A 14,101-nucleotide genomic window follows, 5' to 3' on the forward strand; every position below is an offset into this window, starting at 1 on the left:
GGCAGGATATGGCTGATAGGATGTCATCGAAAACGATAGTCGATGTCGAGGACCTTTCGGGCGATGCCGTGGACCTGACCGAGATCACCGGCGTCGTGAAGTGGTTCGATGTCGCCAAGGGTTTCGGCTTCATCGTGCCTGATAACGGCACGCAGGATGTGTTGCTGCACGTCTCCTGCCTGCGCCGCGACGGTTACCAGACTATCCTCGAAGGCACGCGCATCGTCGCCCTCATCCAGCGGCGCGATCGCGGTTTCCAGGCTTTCCGCATTCTCTCCATGGACCAGTCGACCGCCGTTCACCCCTCGCAGCTGCCCCCGGTGCGCACCCATGTGCAGGTGACGCCTTCGAGCGGGCTTGAGCGCGCCATCGTCAAGTGGTTCAACCGCACCAAGGGTTTCGGCTTCCTGACGCGTGGCGAAGGAACGGAAGATATTTTCGTGCATATGGAAACGCTGCGCCGTTTCGGCCTGACGGAGCTTCGTCCCGGTCAGGTGGTTCTGGTGCGCTTCGGCGATGGCGACAAGGGCCTGATGGCGGCGGAAATCCATCCCGACAACCCGGTTGCCATCGGGATGTCGCATTGATGTCCGCCCTGCGCCATATGGTGAAAAGCGCCGTTATGGCGCTTCTTTTTTTCATGCTGGCCGGCACCGCACAGGCTCAGGAACGCCAGGCCTTCACGTCAGAGCCGCTCACCATTGAAACCGCTTCCGGGAAAACGCACGACTTCGTTGCCGAACTGGCGCTGGACGATGCCCAGCGCGCGCAGGGTCTGATGTTCCGTAAATCCATGCCGTCTGAAAACGGCATGTTGTTCGATTTCGGTGAGACGCGCGCCGTCGCCATGTGGATGCGCAACACCCTCATCCCGCTCGATATGCTGTTCATCGGCAGCGATGGCCGAATCACCCATATTCATGAAAACGCCGTTCCGCATTCGGAAGCGATCATCAGCTCCCGCGGACCCGTAAAATTTGTGCTTGAGCTGAATGGCGGCGCCGCGAAACGTTCTGGCATCAAGCCCGGCGATATGGTCCGCAGCGCGCAAATCGGCAACCGGAAATGACATTGCCGCGTTATTGCGTCTGAATGAGCCGGACGAGGTTTCGCCCGGCTGGCACAATATTCAGTAAACCGGCTCGATATGGCTCAGAATCCGGCAATTGGAAATGGAAGCGGCAAGATTGATGGCGATATCGATCGCCTCGACCGAATCGGCCGTACCTTCCAGATAAATCACATCATTTTCGACACTTGCGGAAATGCGCGACTTTTCGAGCCCTGATTCGAAGGCCAGAGCCGAGGTGATAGCCTCGCATACGCCGGCCATGCGGTCTCCGAAGAAGCTTTCCTGAATGCCTGACAAATTAAACATATGTGTTCTCCTTCTTATGAACATACCAACGCCGTAGCGGTGGTTTTGTTCATCTCCGGTTCATCTATTTGTTCATCTTCCATTCATCTTGGAAAATTGGAACCCCCTGATCGATCACATTTTAGGTGATCGGGAACCATTTCGTGAGGCGGGCATTTCGCGCATGGGAGTGTGAGAGGCTTTCAAGCCAGGTAAAACAGGGAGGAAAATGACATGCTGATTCACAGAACAGAGCCGTGTCACCACGCCGCGTGGATGAAACCGGTGGCGATCCATCTGCCGCTTTCGGCGGCCGTGGAAATCTACAGCCCGCTGGTGGCACTTGATATGCTGATGTACCGCTGGCCCGAGGAACATGGGCCGGAATATGAGGAAGCGCGCAGGAACTGCCTCGATGCCATCGCCGGCAGATGCGACATCGAGAAAGCACGGGAATCGTTTCTCGTCGCAAGCAGTCATGCCCATATCCTGAACGTCCACTAAAATTCATCGACCATCATGACGATTGGGCCCTTCTATGCGGAGGGCTTTTCTTTTGAGCGCAGCCGTCGTGACGCCTCTCATGCGCCGCTCGATCTCCCCGCCTGTCCGATCATGACATGTAACTGTCACGCAAACGTTATAATCGGCAGAGACGAATTCCATGGAATCGATTGGCGGGTGGACCGCCGAAAGCTTGGGAGTGGAACTGGCCAGCATGGAAACCGTTTTTGCCCTTTGCGCAATCCTGCTCCTCGCCTTCAATCTTCTCGGCATCGTTCTGGCCGGCTGGCGACTGACAAGACGGGATGCGGAAAACGATCTTGTCCAGAAAAAACCGCCTGTCTCGCTTGTGGTGCCGTTGCGTGGCGTGGAAAACTTCACGCCGCTGACACTATCGCGCGCCTTTCAGCTCAACTGGCCCGACTACGAGCTGCTGTTCTGCGTCGCTGATGAATTCGATCCCGTGATCGAGGAAGTCCGCAAGGCCGAAGCCGCCTTTCCCTCGGTTTCCACACAATTGCTCATCGGTGACGACCGCATCAGCGCCAATCCAAAGCTGAACAATTGCGTGAAGGGCTGGCGCGCCGCCCGGCATGAATGGGTGATTCTCGCCGATTCGAACGTGTTGATGCCGAAATCCTATATTGCCACCATGATGTCGGCCTGGCGGAAGGACAGCGGGCTCGTCTGCTCACCGCCGCTCGGTTCACGGCCTGCGGGTTTCTGGGCGCATGTGGAATGCGCCTTCCTCAACGGATCGCAGGGCCGCTGGCAATATGCGGCGGAAGCCATCGGCATGGGTTTCGCGCAAGGCAAGTCGATGTTGTGGAACAAGCCGTTCCTGGAGGACAATGGCGGCATTCGTGCACTCGCCGCCGAAATCGCCGAAGACGCCGCCTCGACGAAGCTGGTCAGAAGCGCCGGCCGCAGGGTGCATCTGGTCTCCGCCCCGTTCGAGCAACCGCTCGGCCAGCGCCATGCCGGTGAAATCTGGTCGCGCCAGACCCGCTGGGCGCGGCTGCGACGCGTGACCTTCCCGCAATATTTCGCACCGGAAATCCTGACCGGCACGCTTCCCCCGCTTCTCTTCGCGCTCGCCGCCGCTGCCATGATGGACGTGAACCTTACCGCAACCGCCTTTGCCGTCCTCGCCCTCATGTACGTACCGGAACTCGCGCTTGCCGCCCTCAACCGCTGGCCGGTTTCGCTCTACACGCTGCCAGCCATGATCAGCAGGGATATGATCATGCCCCTCGTCTGGGCCCGCAGCTGGATCGGCAGCGCGGTCGCTTGGCGTGGCAATGTCATGACGATCGGCACGGCCGAGAGCACACTGGCCGGTCCGTCAGCAGAATAAATTGTCACCTTTAGGATAGGGTTACGCCGGAAAGCTGATGTTTTGCTTTAAAATGGTCGGAGTGGAGAGATTCGAACTCCCGACCCTCTGGTCCCAAACCAGATGCGCTACCAGACTGCGCTACACTCCGCCGAGGCGATGGCTGGGGAATACACGGTTCACCCGCAGTCCGCAACAGGGAAATTCATCTTTGTTCAACCGCAACCCGATGGGCAAAACATGACGCCGAAACGGCGGAGTGTGATCGGGCTGCGAGGGGATAATCGTCTTGACTCTCACCCGAAGTCAGTCCATTTCAAATTCAACGTTCCTGACACGATTTGGTTATTCTATTCAGGTACGTGATGAATAATTCGGGGTGTTGTGCCCCACTGTCCAACCGGAGCAGTTTCGACATGTCTGCGAAGATTTACCGCCCTGCAAAAACCGCCATGCAATCCGGCAAGGCGAAGACCAATGTCTGGGTTCTGGAATTCGACGCCGAAGTTCCGCGCAAGATCGATCCGATCATGGGCTACACCTCCAGTTCCGACATGAAGCAGCAACTCAAGCTGACATTCGAGACGCAGGAACAGGCCGAAGCCTATGCCCAGCGCAAGGGCATCGAATACCGCGTCATCCAGCCGAAGGAAGCGACCCGCAAGGTGGTTTCCTACACCGACAATTTCCGTTTCAACCGCACCCAGCCCTGGACGCACTGAAACACGACGACTTCAGGCCGGCGCAATCCCTGCCCGGCATGACGGCCCCTTAGCTCAACTGGATAGAGCAACTGCCTTCTAAGCAGTAGGTCGCAGGTTCGAGTCCTGCAGGGGTCGCCACCGCTTCTCACTTTATCCATGAATGACTGGTTTGGTACAGCGGCGAGGGCAAATTATCGCCTGGACAGTGTTTCGCCAGAAACAGTAGTTACTGTGGAGGAAGTTCAAGACCGTTTGGCAATGAAATCCAAATGACAGTCTGGGCTTCTGAAGAATGTCGCGAAAGATGGCCTCTGCCATGCGTGTCCGCGACCAGCACGAAACTACCCGCCGAAACATGGCGGACCTCACCGTCGCTGGTCTCGTACTCAACGGAACCGTCAAGCCTAACTGTAAGGACTGGCTCGGGTACTCCATGCCAGCCAACTTCTCTCATCCCTGCAGGGATGTGGGTAATACGGACGCGAGAGGCGGGGTAACTGGCGGTCACATCAAATGGGACGGCGTCGGGATGGACTGATACCTTCTTTGTTGGCAATTCGATTTCATCGAAATGAGACTCGCCATCCGGTGAGGCGTAGATGCGCAGGCACTTCATTAAGAATATCTCTCTGAAAAAGTGAGCGTGGCAATGCGTAGTCACCTACCATGATAAAGCTTGAACCGCTACTGACTTGAGCGCTTCGGGCTAAAAACCATCATCAAATCAGCGGCGACACCCTGTAAGACTAAACGTCTACAGAGACACCAGCTTTAACCAACTTGCATACTTGCGCCTTCCATCCTGCCCCAAGCTAGAGCGCCAACGCCGGACCATTTGCCCTACCCCTGCCCAAACAGTGTGAAATACCCCCACACCGCCACAAAAAACGCGATGACAGCCGCAATCGTCAAAGCCTTCCTGGCTTTCGGCCCGAGCGGTTCGCGTGGCTTCTTCGGCGGCACCGGTTTGCGGAACTTCACCACATTGTCGTTCATTTCATCATCGTCCTGAATGTCGCCGCTAAAAGCTCAGCCGCGTTTATGGCATCGATATTTCCGGATTTATCTCTAACAGACCAGAACTATCATAAATATTACCAAGTTTTCACTTCACCCTCAGGGCAAGCTATGTCACTTCCCACAATCAGAGGAATACAACGGCGACAGATGGACGGACAAACCGGAGAGCGGAAACAACCCTCTGTGGTATTTTGAATTTTGCGGGTGATGAGAATGAATGACGCCAATACGAGTGGCAGCGATACAAAAAACAGCCAGCCCGATCTGCGCGAGATTCTGGGAACGAACAGAAACGGCCGCAAGAAAAAGTCGCGCCGATATCTCTATGCCGCAGCAGCCATTGTGCTGATTGGCGGGGGCCTTGGTTATTATTACCAGTCACGCGCAGCCGGCGTCGCCTATAGCTACACCACGGAGGCCGCGCGTCAGGGCGATCTCTCGGTCATCGTCACCTCCACGGGCTCGGTTCAGCCGACGGATCAGGTCGATATATCGAGCGAACTGTCCGGCACGGTGCGCAAGGTCAACGTCACCTATAATACGCCGGTCAAGGCCGGAGACGTGTTGGCGGAACTGGATACCAACAAGCTGGAGGCCGATGTGCAGAGCGCCCGCGCCAAGCTTGCCTCCGCCAAGGCCAACGTGCTGAAGGCGCGCGCCGATCTCGGCTCGGCAAAAACCTCGATGGAGCGCCTGAGATCGCTGGTGCAGAACCGGGTGTCCAGCCAGCAGGATCTGGATGCGGCGCAGTTCACCCATGATGCCGCCGCCGCCACGCTGCAGGTCAACGAGGCAACGGTGCTGTCAGCGGAGGCGGATCTGAGGCTCGCCGAGGTCAATCTCGGCAAGGCCAAGATCGTCTCGCCCATCGATGGCGTCATCCTCACCCGCAGCGTGGATCCCGGCGCCACCGTCGCCTCCTCGCTCAACGCCCCTGTTCTCTTCACCATCGCCGGTGATTTGCGCCACATGGAATTGCAGGTCTCAGTGGATGAGGCCGATGTCGGCAAGGTCGAAACCGGCCAGAAGGCAAATTTTAATGTCGATGCCTATCCCGACCGCAGTTTCCCGGCCGAGATCGAGACCGTGCGCTTCGCGTCCGAAACCGTGTCCAACGTGGTGACCTACAAGGGCATATTGACTGTCGACAATGAGGAACTGCTGCTGCGCCCCGGCATGACGGCGACCGCCAATATCATTGTCGAGGAAATCAAGGACACGCTGCTGGTGCCGAATTCCGCGCTTCGTTATACGCCGCCGCGCGAATCCGCCTCCCGTGGCGGCGGGCTGATGAGCCTGTTCCGCCCGCCCCGCATGGGCCGCTCGCAGAACCGCGACGCCGGCCAGGCTGCGACAGGCAAAAGAACGGTCTGGGTGCTGCGCAACAACAATCCGGTCTCCGTTTCCATCGAAACCGGCTCCACCGACGGCCAGCATACCGTGGTAAAATCGGGCGAGTTGAAGGCCGATGACCAGGTGATCACCGACGCAACGGCCCGCAACGCCGGCTGACGGAGGACAAGCGCATGCAACAGCCGCCGCTCATCGAATTCCGCGATGTCGTCAAGCAATATGGCCGCGGCGAAGCGACGATCCGCGCGCTCGATGGCGTCAGCCTCTCCATTCGCGAGAAGGAGTTCGTCGCCATCATGGGGCCGTCAGGATCGGGCAAATCCACCTCGATGAACATCATAGGCTGTCTGGATGTGCCGACATCAGGCGAATATCTGTTCCAGGGTGTGCCGACCAGCAGTTTCGACAATGAACATTTGACGCTGCTGCGCCGGCACATGCTGGGTTTCGTGTTTCAGGGTTTCAATCTTCTCTCGCGCACCTCGGCCGTGGAAAATGTCGAGCTGCCGCTGATCTATCGCGGCATGAAAGCCTCGGAACGGCGCGAGCGCGCCATGGAGGCGCTGGCGCAGGTAGGTTTGAAGGGCCGCGAGGACCACACCACGCAGGAGCTTTCCGGCGGCCAGCAGCAGCGTGTGGCCATTGCACGCGCCATCGTCACCCGCCCTGCCCTGCTTCTGGCCGACGAGCCGACCGGCAATCTCGATACGAAAACCAGTGTCGAGATCATGGAACTGATCACCGCACTCAATCGTGACAGAGGCATCACCGTCGTCATGGTCACGCATGAAGAGGATATCGCCGCCCACGCCGGACGCCTCCTGCGCTTTGTCGACGGCCATCTCGCCTCCGATAGCGCCGCGGACAAAAAGGAGACATCAGATGTTCTTTGAAACGTCGCGTCTTGCGCTGCGCGCCATCAGCCGCAACCTGCTGCGCTCCTTCCTCACCGTGCTTGGTGTCGTCATCGGCGTGGCCGCCGTCATCGCCATGGTCACCATCGGCAATGGCACGACGGAACAGGTGAAATCGGAACTGTCACGGCTCGGCACCAACATGCTGTTCGTCCGCCCCGGCCAGTTCGGCCCCGGAAGGGCGAGCACCGAAGCCAAACGCTTTGACGACCGCGATATCGAGGCCATCCGCAACCAGATATCAGGCATCCGTGCCGTTGCGCCGCAGAACCGCAGTTCCGCCGCAACCGTCATTTTCGGCGGCAAGAACCACCAGACAAGTGTCATCGGCACCACCAACGATTATCTGATCGCGCAGGACTGGACCATTGCGCTCGGCCGCGACTTCCAGCCCGCCGAAGATCGCGGCGGCCAGATCGGCTGCATCATCGGCGAAACGGTGCGTCAGGAACTCTTTGGGGCAGAAAACCCTGTGGGGCAGACGATCCGCGTCAGCAACATCTCCTGCCCCGTCATCGGTGTGCTGGCCAGAAAAGGCCAGTCCGGCCTCGGTGACGACCAGGACGACACGATCATCATGCCGCTTAAAATCCACCAGCGGCGCATCGGCGGCACTACCACCATTTCCTCGATCATGGTTTCAGCGCAGGATGGCGTTTCAACCGCCAAGGTGCAGAGCGACCTGCAGAACCTGCTGCGCGAGCGCCGCCGCATTGGCATCGGCCGTGAGGATGATTTCACCGTCAACGACATGACGCAGATTGCCTCGGCCATGACCGGCACGACGACGCTGCTGACCGGGCTTCTGGGCGCGGTCGCCGCCGTCAGCCTTCTGGTGGGCGGCATCGGCATCATGAACATCATGCTGGTCTCAGTGACGGAACGCACCCGCGAGATCGGCATTCGACTTGCCATCGGCGCGCTGGAAAAACAGGTGCTGACGCAGTTTCTGGTGGAAGCCGTCATGCTGTCGGCCTTCGGTGGCCTCGTCGGCATCCTTACCGGCCTCGGCCTCGCTTATGCCGTCGTCAGCTATCTCACCGTGCCCTTTGTCACCAGCCCCTCGATCATCTTCCTCGCTTTCGCCTTTTCGGCGGCCATCGGGGTGATTTTCGGGTATTTCCCGGCACGGCGGGCGGCAAGCCTGAGCCCGATAGAAGCGTTGCGACATGAGTGAAAGTCGGCGTTCAAACCGCAACCGGCTTTGTGTGAGAGGAAACGGCAAGCTGCAACTCCTCCTTGGGGATTGACCCGATCCGCTCTAATCGCTCACCGTGGAGCACGCATATCCACCCATTCTTCTAGCGCGCGCTCTATATCGTCCTGATAGGGCGGCAGGTTTTCCGTCTCACTGATAGCGCGGAGATACGCTTCCACGGCATTCCGTTGCAGCAGAGTCAGTAAGGAAAATTTCTCCTGGCACCCGCACGAATAGGGTGCGAATTCGTGCCTGTAGTCGCCATCGAGATCAGCAGTCATATAGGCGGGCAGATGAAATCGCATTCCTTCAGCATCAAGGAAGGCGGGGCTGCCGGAATGTCTGTTGAGGTCCTCCACGGGGATAGCGGCCCAGTCATTCTTCTCGTCGCCAGCACGACACGCGGCGCGAACCTCATTATTCGCATAATCGTCAAGCGCCTGCGCCTCGGAAAGGCCGACGCCACCACCCAGGGTGACACCCGCGAATGCTTCTCTCACCGCCGCTTTCGCGTTTGCGATAATATCTGGCTCCGGTCGCATCAAATAATCCGCCTGTTCAATGATGCGTTCCCCCGTCACCGTGCACCGTCGGCCATTCTCCACCCTCGGTCCGCTCGAACTGAAGGCCATTCTGCGTGTCACCCTTGGATGTCGCAGACCGCGCTCGCAGGCGCGCCTTCTCCTCCCAGTAAAATGTAAGATAAATAATGCCGACGATCAGCGTCAGACCAGCCACGACGCCGGCGACGATCAGACCTATGGTCCAGATATCAATCGAGGCGCTATTGATTTCCATCCCGGTTTCCTCCCCACGATCAGTCCTGTCAGCTGTCCGAAATACCTTTTCAGTATGGGTGGCAGGTGGTCACGCACCTCCTGCCAAACCTCGCGGAATATCCGATAACCTTGCTTCAGGGCGTCAATCGGATAGGCTCACCCTCAAGTTTATCGGATGGAGTCTGGATGTTCAAATCGGTATCGGACAGCGCCGCTGCCGCGGACGGCGGTTCGCTCGCTCTCTTCGTGGAACGAACTGACGGGCAGACGGAAGTGTTTGTGATCAATCGTTCCCTCGCGTCACGCGGCAAGCCCGACTATAACAAGGTCACTTCAAGCCTTCGGCCACTTTCCGCGGGGGATTGCGGGATGATCGCGGCGGCTCTCGAACCTCTATTGACGACGACGCCATCAATTCATCCGCTGGCGGATTTTATCGAAACCCTCAAACAGCAGTCATGATCCTTCGAAAGCTGATTTTTACGCCGGGCGCAGTTTGCGGAAAAAGAACCTCAAACCTCTCATCCATCATCCTCGGGCTTGACCCGAGGATCTACAAACGTCTCAAGCGATTTGACGGGGATGACGTCGCGTTTGTGGGAGCGCTGCGTGCATAAGAAAGGTCTGCCTCTCCATCGCAGAGATAGCCGTAACCAATCAGACGCTGGCCTCTGCCTCGCGCTGCTTTGCCAGCGCTGCCAGATCGGCAGGCTTCAGCTCAACCGATTCACCACAGCCGCAGGCGGATGTCTGGTTCGGATTGTTGAAGGTGAAGCCAGAGCGCATCTTGGTCACTTCGAAATCCATCTGCGTGCCGAGCAGATAAAGCACGGCAGAAGGCTGAACCCAGACCCTGGCGCCTTCGAATTCGACCAGATCGTCCTTCGCATCCGCTTCGGTCACAAGGTCGATCGTATATTCCATGCCCGCGCAGCCGCCCTTCTTGATGCCGACGCGCACGCCCTTGGCATCAGGGCCGGAATTTTCAACGATTGCTTTAACACGCGAGGCGGCAGCCCCGGTCATGGTCATGATCGCAAAGCCCATGGGCCCATTCTCCTTCGACAATCGAGTTCAAGGCTCGATGCTTATGGATTTCAATCTAATAGCGCCTGAGAGTGTCATCAAGGGATGACACCTGTCAAAATCACGTCAGTACCAGCCGACGGCGACCTGCGCTTCTTCCGACATGCGGTCCGGCGTCCACGGCGGATCGAAGGTCATTTCGACGGTCACACCGGAAACACCCTCGACGGCGCCCACGGCATTTTCCACCCAGCCCGGCATTTCACCGGCCACCGGGCAACCCGGGGCCGTCAGCGTCATGACGATCTTGACCATCCGGTCGTCTTCGATATCGATCTTGTAGACGAGACCGAGTTCGAAAATATCGGCTGGAATTTCCGGGTCGTAGACGGTTTTCAGCGCCGCAATCACGTCGTCGCTGAGGCGCGCCAGCTCATCCGGCGGAATGGTGGACACCTTTTCCTGGGCTTCGGTCGCATCCTGGGTCTTTGCAGTGGCTTCGGCAGTCATGGTCTTAAACCTCAATCCTGATCTCTTATTCCGATATCAGGCGAAAAATTTGCGCGCATATTCCAGCGCCTCAACAAGAGAGTCTACTTCGGCGCGGGTATTGTAAAGGCCGAACGATGCCCGGCATGTGGAGGTGACGCCGAACCGTTTCAAGAGCGGCATGGCACAATGGGTGCCGGCACGCACGGCAACGCCGCGCCGGTCTATCACCATCGAGACGTCATGGGCATGGATGCCCTCGAGCTCGAAGGAGAAGATGCCGCCCTTGTCAGGCGCATTGCCGATGATGCGCAGCGAATTGATCTCGCGCAGCCGCTCAGCGGCGTAAGCCGCAAGATCTGCCTCATGCGCGGCAATCGCGGCACGGCCGAGATTGTCCATATAATCAAGCGCGTAACCGAGACCGATGGCCTGCACGATCGGCGGCGTGCCGGCTTCGAAACGGTGCGGCGGTTCGTTATAGGTCACATTGTCTTCGGACACGTCGAGGATCATCTCGCCGCCGCCCTGGAACGGCCGCATCTCGCTCAGGCGGTCAGCCTTGCCGTAGAGCACGCCGATGCCCGAGGGACCGTAAAGCTTGTGGCCGGTCATGACGTACCAGTCGCAATCGATATCGCGCACGTCAACCGGCATGTGAACCGCGCCCTGAGAGCCATCGACAAGCACCGGAATGCCGCGCTCATGGGCGATGCGGCAGATTTCCTTGACCGGCACGATGGTGCCCAGCGCATTCGACATATGGGTGATGGCAACGAGCTTGGTGCGCTCCGTCAGGCCTTTTTCGAAAGCCTCGATATGGAACGCGCCGTCGTCATCGACAGGCACCCAGACGAGCTTGGCGCCCTGCCGCTCGCGAATGAAATGCCACGGCACGATGTTGGAGTGATGCTCCATGATCGAGATGACGATCTCGTCGCCCACGCCAATAACAGGCATGCCGTAACCGTAAGCGACCGTATTGATCGCCTCGGTCGAGGATTTGGTGAAGACGATTTCATCCACCGAACCGGCGTTCAGAAAACGGCGCACCTTTTCGCGCGATGCCTCATAGGCATCCGTTGCGGCATTGGAGAGGAAATGCAGGCCACGATGCACATTCGCGTATTCATTGGAATAAGCATGCGAAACGGCGTCGATCACCACCTGCGGTTTTTGAGCGGACGCGCCGTTGTCGAGATAGACCAGCGGCTTGCCATAGACCTCGCGCGACAGGATCGGAAAATCCTTCCGCACTGCTTCGACGTCATAGGGGGCCGCCAGTGCGGCGCGTTCGCTCTCAGGCATGATGTTCCAGCCAGCCGGAGATGATCGTCTCCAGCGCCTCTACCAGATTTTCTTCTTCCAGTTCCTCGACGATCTGAGCGACGAAGGCATTCACCAGCATCGCCCGCGCCTTTGCCCGCGGCACGCCGCGCGCCATCATGTAATAAAGATGGTTGTCATCGATATCGGCAACCGTCGCACCATGACCGCACTGAACGTCGTCAGCGAAGATTTCCAGTTCCGGCTTTGCCGAGAACTCGCCATCGTCAGACATCAGCAGCGTATTGCACGCCATCTTCGCATCGGTCTTCTGGGCATCGGGGGCAACCCGGATCATGCCCTGGAAAATGCCCTTTGCACGGTCGAAGACCACGTTGCGGAACACTTCCGTCGAGGTCGTGTTCGGCACGTTGTGGCCAAGAACCATCGTCACGTCGGTATGGGTTTCGCCGCCCAACAGGTTGACGCCGCGAACGATGAGGTCAGTACCCTCGCCGTCCACGTCGATGCGCAGTTCCTGCCGCACCAGCTTGCCGCCGGCATTGATGACGAATAGACGAATCTTGGCGTCCGCACCGATTTTCATGCGCAGCTGGCCAAGATGAATATCGGCCGCGCCCTGTTGCTGCAGGATGATCCAGGTCACTTCCGCACCGTCTTCGACAACGATGTCGGTGACGGAGGAAACCAGGGCGGCATCCGAAGTCACCGAAAGGTGACGCTCGATGACGGTCGCCTTGGAACCTTTGCCGAAGCGCACCGGGAAGCGGCTGTGAACCTGACCTGCTCCATGGATCGCCTGCAATTCGATCGGCTTTTCGATCTCGGCATCAGCGGGAATGTCGAGCATCAGGCCGTCGCGCACGAAGCTGCCGTTGATACGGCCGATCACGTCGTCCTTGCTGGCTTCCGCAAGGCCTGTGGCGGCCGAGCCGTCAAGCAGGCTCTCGGCAAAGCTGGAAACGCCGATGTCTTCGATCTTGCCGACATTGCCCGTGCCATGCAGCACGTAGGCGACGGACGAGCCGGCGACAACGGACGCCTGCTTTTCGATGACAGGTGCGGGCTGGTCCTCGGGAATGGCACGCAACAGGCTCTTGAGATCGGTATAGTGCCACGCCTCGATGCGGCGGGTCGGAAGACCGCCGGTCTTCAGATCGTCGAACAGCACGTCACGGGCGGCGACAACCGCACCATTGCCCGGAAATTCGCTGAACTTGGCGGTATAGGCGTCGATCAGCGCGGTTTCCGCTGGCGTCAGCCGATTGGTCGTTTGAATGTTCATGGACATCACCTCCTGGCCTCTGGCTTAGGCCGCTTCACCGATGATGTCGGCGTAACCATTGTTTTCCAGCTCCAGCGCCAGGGCCTTGTCGCCCGAACGGATGATCTTGCCCTTGTAAAGAACGTGAACGCTATCAGGCACGATGTAATCGAGCAGGCGCTGGTAGTGGGTGATGACGACAGTGGCGCGATCCGGCGACTTCAGCGCGTTGACGCCATCAGCCACGATCTTCAGCGCGTCGATGTCGAGGCCGCTATCGGTTTCGTCGAGAACGCACAGCTTCGGCTCCAGCAGCGCCATCTGCAGGATTTCGGCGCGCTTCTTCTCACCGCCGGAGAAACCAACGTTAAGCGGACGCTTCAGCATGTCCATGTCGATCTTCAGATCGCCGGCAGCTTCCTTGACGCGACGGATGAAGTCCGGTGTCGTCAGCTCGGCCTCGCCGCGCGCCTTGCGCTGCTCGTTCATAGCAACCTTGAGGAACTGCATGGTGGCAACACCCGGAATTTCGACGGGATACTGGAAGGCCAGGAAAATACCCTTGGCAGCGCGCTCGGCGGCATCCAGTTCCAGAATGCTTTCGCCGTTGTAGAGGATGTCACCGGAGGTGACTTCATAGTCTTCGCGGCCCGACAGGATGTAGGACAGCGTCGACTTGCCGGAACCGTTCGGGCCCATTATGGCCGCAACTTCACCGGCAGCAACCTTCAGGTTGAGGCCCTTGATGATCTCGGTTTCGGTATCGGCGATCTTTGCGTGCAGGTCGATGATTTCAAGCATGGTTTTATCCTAAGAATAGTGTGAGCGAAGGTGCGCGAAACCGCGCACTCAAAGTGCGTATTCGTATGA

Annotated in this window: 19 protein-coding genes and 2 tRNA genes; 10 read left to right on the forward strand and 11 right to left on the reverse strand. The window is 58.5% G+C overall.

The features are described from left to right. Positions 1-8: 8 nt before the first annotated feature. Positions 9-587 carry a cold-shock protein gene (locus QRN60_RS08700; protein WP_035213171.1) on the forward strand — a complete coding sequence of 193 codons (579 nt, stop codon included), beginning with the start codon at positions 9-11 and terminating at the stop codon, positions 585-587. Continuing rightward, positions 587-1,069, forward strand: a complete 483-nt coding sequence (locus QRN60_RS08705; RefSeq protein ID WP_165000593.1) for a DUF192 domain-containing protein — start codon at positions 587-589, stop codon at positions 1,067-1,069. Before QRN60_RS08700 ends, QRN60_RS08705 begins: the two co-directional genes overlap by 1 nt. 60 nt (positions 1,070-1,129) lie before the next feature. On the opposite strand, the gene QRN60_RS08710 is transcribed toward QRN60_RS08705, so the two are convergent. Further along, complete coding sequence (locus QRN60_RS08710) at positions 1,130-1,378, reverse strand: BON domain-containing protein (protein ID WP_003507987.1); 249 nt, start codon at positions 1,376-1,378, stop codon at positions 1,130-1,132. Positions 1,379-1,591: 213 nt separating this feature from the next. Here QRN60_RS08710 and QRN60_RS08715 point away from each other — a divergent pair, with 213 nt between their 5' ends. Both QRN60_RS08715 and QRN60_RS08720 read left to right on the forward strand, forming a co-directional pair. Next, positions 1,592-1,861: a DUF982 domain-containing protein gene (locus QRN60_RS08715; RefSeq protein WP_035213169.1), complete on the forward strand. Its 270-nt coding sequence runs from the start codon at positions 1,592-1,594 to the stop codon at positions 1,859-1,861. A gap of 214 nt (positions 1,862-2,075) precedes the next feature. Then, positions 2,076-3,218, forward strand: coding sequence for a ceramide glucosyltransferase (locus QRN60_RS08720; protein WP_129564992.1), 1,143 nt, complete (start codon positions 2,076-2,078; stop codon positions 3,216-3,218). A 53-nt stretch (positions 3,219-3,271) separates the two neighbouring features. On the opposite strand, the gene QRN60_RS08725 is transcribed toward QRN60_RS08720, so the two are convergent. Next, positions 3,272-3,348, reverse strand: a tRNA-Pro gene (locus QRN60_RS08725). Positions 3,349-3,613: 265 nt separating this feature from the next. On the opposite strand from QRN60_RS08725, the gene QRN60_RS08730 reads away from it, so the two are divergent. Beyond that, the gene (locus tag QRN60_RS08730; RefSeq protein WP_003507982.1) at positions 3,614-3,919 is read left to right on the forward strand and encodes an ETC complex I subunit; all 306 of its coding nucleotides are present in this window, start codon (positions 3,614-3,616) and stop codon (positions 3,917-3,919) included. A gap of 43 nt (positions 3,920-3,962) precedes the next feature. Further along, positions 3,963-4,039, forward strand: a tRNA-Arg gene (locus tag QRN60_RS08735). Positions 4,040-4,127: 88 nt separating this feature from the next. Here the strand turns inward: QRN60_RS08735 and QRN60_RS26510 are convergent. Both QRN60_RS26510 and QRN60_RS08740 read right to left on the reverse strand, forming a co-directional pair. Then, the gene (locus QRN60_RS26510) at positions 4,128-4,517 is read right to left on the reverse strand and encodes a cupin domain-containing protein (protein ID WP_112294002.1); all 390 of its coding nucleotides are present in this window, start codon (positions 4,515-4,517) and stop codon (positions 4,128-4,130) included. Positions 4,518-4,741: 224 nt separating this feature from the next. Then, positions 4,742-4,897, reverse strand: coding sequence for a hypothetical protein (locus tag QRN60_RS08740; protein WP_003507979.1), 156 nt, complete (start codon positions 4,895-4,897; stop codon positions 4,742-4,744). Positions 4,898-5,134: 237 nt separating this feature from the next. On the opposite strand from QRN60_RS08740, the gene QRN60_RS08745 reads away from it, so the two are divergent. From QRN60_RS08745 to QRN60_RS08755, 3 genes are read left to right on the forward strand one after another with little or no spacing between them, the layout of a single operon-like run. Beyond that, positions 5,135-6,433 (forward strand): efflux RND transporter periplasmic adaptor subunit, encoded by a 1,299-nt coding sequence (locus QRN60_RS08745; protein WP_060723292.1) that lies wholly within the window; start codon positions 5,135-5,137, stop codon positions 6,431-6,433. 14 nt (positions 6,434-6,447) lie between these two features. Continuing rightward, complete coding sequence (locus QRN60_RS08750) at positions 6,448-7,167, forward strand: ABC transporter ATP-binding protein (RefSeq protein WP_020012822.1); 720 nt, start codon at positions 6,448-6,450, stop codon at positions 7,165-7,167. Beyond that, the gene (locus QRN60_RS08755; protein ID WP_003507972.1) at positions 7,157-8,365 is read left to right on the forward strand and encodes an ABC transporter permease; all 1,209 of its coding nucleotides are present in this window, start codon (positions 7,157-7,159) and stop codon (positions 8,363-8,365) included. The genes QRN60_RS08750 and QRN60_RS08755 overlap by 11 nt, the downstream gene beginning before the upstream one ends. A gap of 92 nt (positions 8,366-8,457) precedes the next feature. On the opposite strand, the gene QRN60_RS08760 is transcribed toward QRN60_RS08755, so the two are convergent. Next, positions 8,458-8,967, reverse strand: a complete 510-nt coding sequence (locus tag QRN60_RS08760; protein ID WP_003507971.1) for a DUF6714 family protein — start codon at positions 8,965-8,967, stop codon at positions 8,458-8,460. Beyond that, positions 8,945-9,184 carry a hypothetical protein gene (locus QRN60_RS08765; RefSeq protein ID WP_003507969.1) on the reverse strand — a complete coding sequence of 80 codons (240 nt, stop codon included), beginning with the start codon at positions 9,182-9,184 and terminating at the stop codon, positions 8,945-8,947. Before QRN60_RS08765 ends, QRN60_RS08760 begins: the two co-directional genes overlap by 23 nt. Positions 9,185-9,351: 167 nt before the next feature. On the opposite strand from QRN60_RS08765, the gene QRN60_RS08770 reads away from it, so the two are divergent. Further along, a complete protein-coding gene (locus tag QRN60_RS08770; protein WP_003507967.1) occupies positions 9,352-9,627 on the forward strand; it encodes a hypothetical protein in 276 nt (91 codons plus the stop codon). Between the two features lie 195 nt (positions 9,628-9,822). Here QRN60_RS08770 and sufA read toward each other — a convergent pair whose 3' ends face one another. From sufA to sufC, 5 genes are all read right to left on the reverse strand, one after another. After that, positions 9,823-10,212 (reverse strand): Fe-S cluster assembly scaffold SufA, encoded by a 390-nt coding sequence (gene sufA / locus QRN60_RS08775; RefSeq protein WP_003507965.1) that lies wholly within the window; start codon positions 10,210-10,212, stop codon positions 9,823-9,825. A 105-nt stretch (positions 10,213-10,317) separates the two neighbouring features. Further along, on the reverse strand, positions 10,318-10,701 hold the full coding sequence (locus QRN60_RS08780) for an SUF system Fe-S cluster assembly protein (RefSeq protein ID WP_003507963.1): 384 nt from the start codon (positions 10,699-10,701) through the stop codon (positions 10,318-10,320). 36 nt (positions 10,702-10,737) lie between these two features. Then, complete coding sequence (locus QRN60_RS08785; RefSeq protein ID WP_129564993.1) at positions 10,738-11,988, reverse strand: cysteine desulfurase; 1,251 nt, start codon at positions 11,986-11,988, stop codon at positions 10,738-10,740. Then, a complete protein-coding gene (sufD, locus tag QRN60_RS08790) occupies positions 11,981-13,252 on the reverse strand; it encodes a Fe-S cluster assembly protein SufD (protein ID WP_111792502.1) in 1,272 nt (423 codons plus the stop codon). The genes QRN60_RS08785 and sufD overlap by 8 nt, the downstream gene beginning before the upstream one ends. Positions 13,253-13,276: 24 nt before the next feature. Continuing rightward, on the reverse strand, positions 13,277-14,032 hold the full coding sequence (gene sufC / locus QRN60_RS08795; protein ID WP_003507958.1) for a Fe-S cluster assembly ATPase SufC: 756 nt from the start codon (positions 14,030-14,032) through the stop codon (positions 13,277-13,279). Between the last annotated feature and the right edge of the window lie 69 nt (positions 14,033-14,101).

The sequence above is a fragment of the Agrobacterium sp. CFBP2214 genome (genome assembly GCF_030209895.1).
Classification (GTDB): domain Bacteria; phylum Pseudomonadota; class Alphaproteobacteria; order Rhizobiales; family Rhizobiaceae; genus Agrobacterium; species Agrobacterium radiobacter.

What these genes read in the sequence shown, in the direction of transcription:
- QRN60_RS08700 (WP_035213171.1), top strand. Translation starts at nt 9, where the DNA reads ATGGCTGATAGGATGTCATCGAAAACGATAGTCGATGTCGAGGACCTT.
- QRN60_RS08705 (WP_165000593.1), top strand. Translation starts at nt 587, where the DNA reads ATGTCCGCCCTGCGCCATATGGTGAAAAGCGCCGTTATGGCGCTTCTT.
- QRN60_RS08710 (WP_003507987.1), bottom strand. Translation starts at nt 1,378, where the DNA reads ATGTTTAATTTGTCAGGCATTCAGGAAAGCTTCTTCGGAGACCGCATG.
- QRN60_RS08715 (WP_035213169.1), top strand. Translation starts at nt 1,592, where the DNA reads ATGCTGATTCACAGAACAGAGCCGTGTCACCACGCCGCGTGGATGAAA.
- QRN60_RS08720 (WP_129564992.1), top strand. Translation starts at nt 2,076, where the DNA reads ATGGAAACCGTTTTTGCCCTTTGCGCAATCCTGCTCCTCGCCTTCAAT.
- QRN60_RS08730 (WP_003507982.1), top strand. Translation starts at nt 3,614, where the DNA reads ATGTCTGCGAAGATTTACCGCCCTGCAAAAACCGCCATGCAATCCGGC.
- QRN60_RS26510 (WP_112294002.1), bottom strand. Translation starts at nt 4,517, where the DNA reads ATGAAGTGCCTGCGCATCTACGCCTCACCGGATGGCGAGTCTCATTTC.
- QRN60_RS08740 (WP_003507979.1), bottom strand. Translation starts at nt 4,897, where the DNA reads ATGAACGACAATGTGGTGAAGTTCCGCAAACCGGTGCCGCCGAAGAAG.
- QRN60_RS08745 (WP_060723292.1), top strand. Translation starts at nt 5,135, where the DNA reads ATGAATGACGCCAATACGAGTGGCAGCGATACAAAAAACAGCCAGCCC.
- QRN60_RS08750 (WP_020012822.1), top strand. Translation starts at nt 6,448, where the DNA reads ATGCAACAGCCGCCGCTCATCGAATTCCGCGATGTCGTCAAGCAATAT.
- QRN60_RS08755 (WP_003507972.1), top strand. Translation starts at nt 7,157, where the DNA reads ATGTTCTTTGAAACGTCGCGTCTTGCGCTGCGCGCCATCAGCCGCAAC.
- QRN60_RS08765 (WP_003507969.1), bottom strand. Translation starts at nt 9,184, where the DNA reads ATGGAAATCAATAGCGCCTCGATTGATATCTGGACCATAGGTCTGATC.
- QRN60_RS08770 (WP_003507967.1), top strand. Translation starts at nt 9,352, where the DNA reads ATGTTCAAATCGGTATCGGACAGCGCCGCTGCCGCGGACGGCGGTTCG.
- sufA (WP_003507965.1), bottom strand. Translation starts at nt 10,212, where the DNA reads ATGGGCTTTGCGATCATGACCATGACCGGGGCTGCCGCCTCGCGTGTT.
- QRN60_RS08780 (WP_003507963.1), bottom strand. Translation starts at nt 10,701, where the DNA reads ATGACTGCCGAAGCCACTGCAAAGACCCAGGATGCGACCGAAGCCCAG.
- QRN60_RS08785 (WP_129564993.1), bottom strand. Translation starts at nt 11,988, where the DNA reads ATGCCTGAGAGCGAACGCGCCGCACTGGCGGCCCCCTATGACGTCGAA.
- sufD (WP_111792502.1), bottom strand. Translation starts at nt 13,252, where the DNA reads ATGAACATTCAAACGACCAATCGGCTGACGCCAGCGGAAACCGCGCTG.
- sufC (WP_003507958.1), bottom strand. Translation starts at nt 14,032, where the DNA reads ATGCTTGAAATCATCGACCTGCACGCAAAGATCGCCGATACCGAAACC.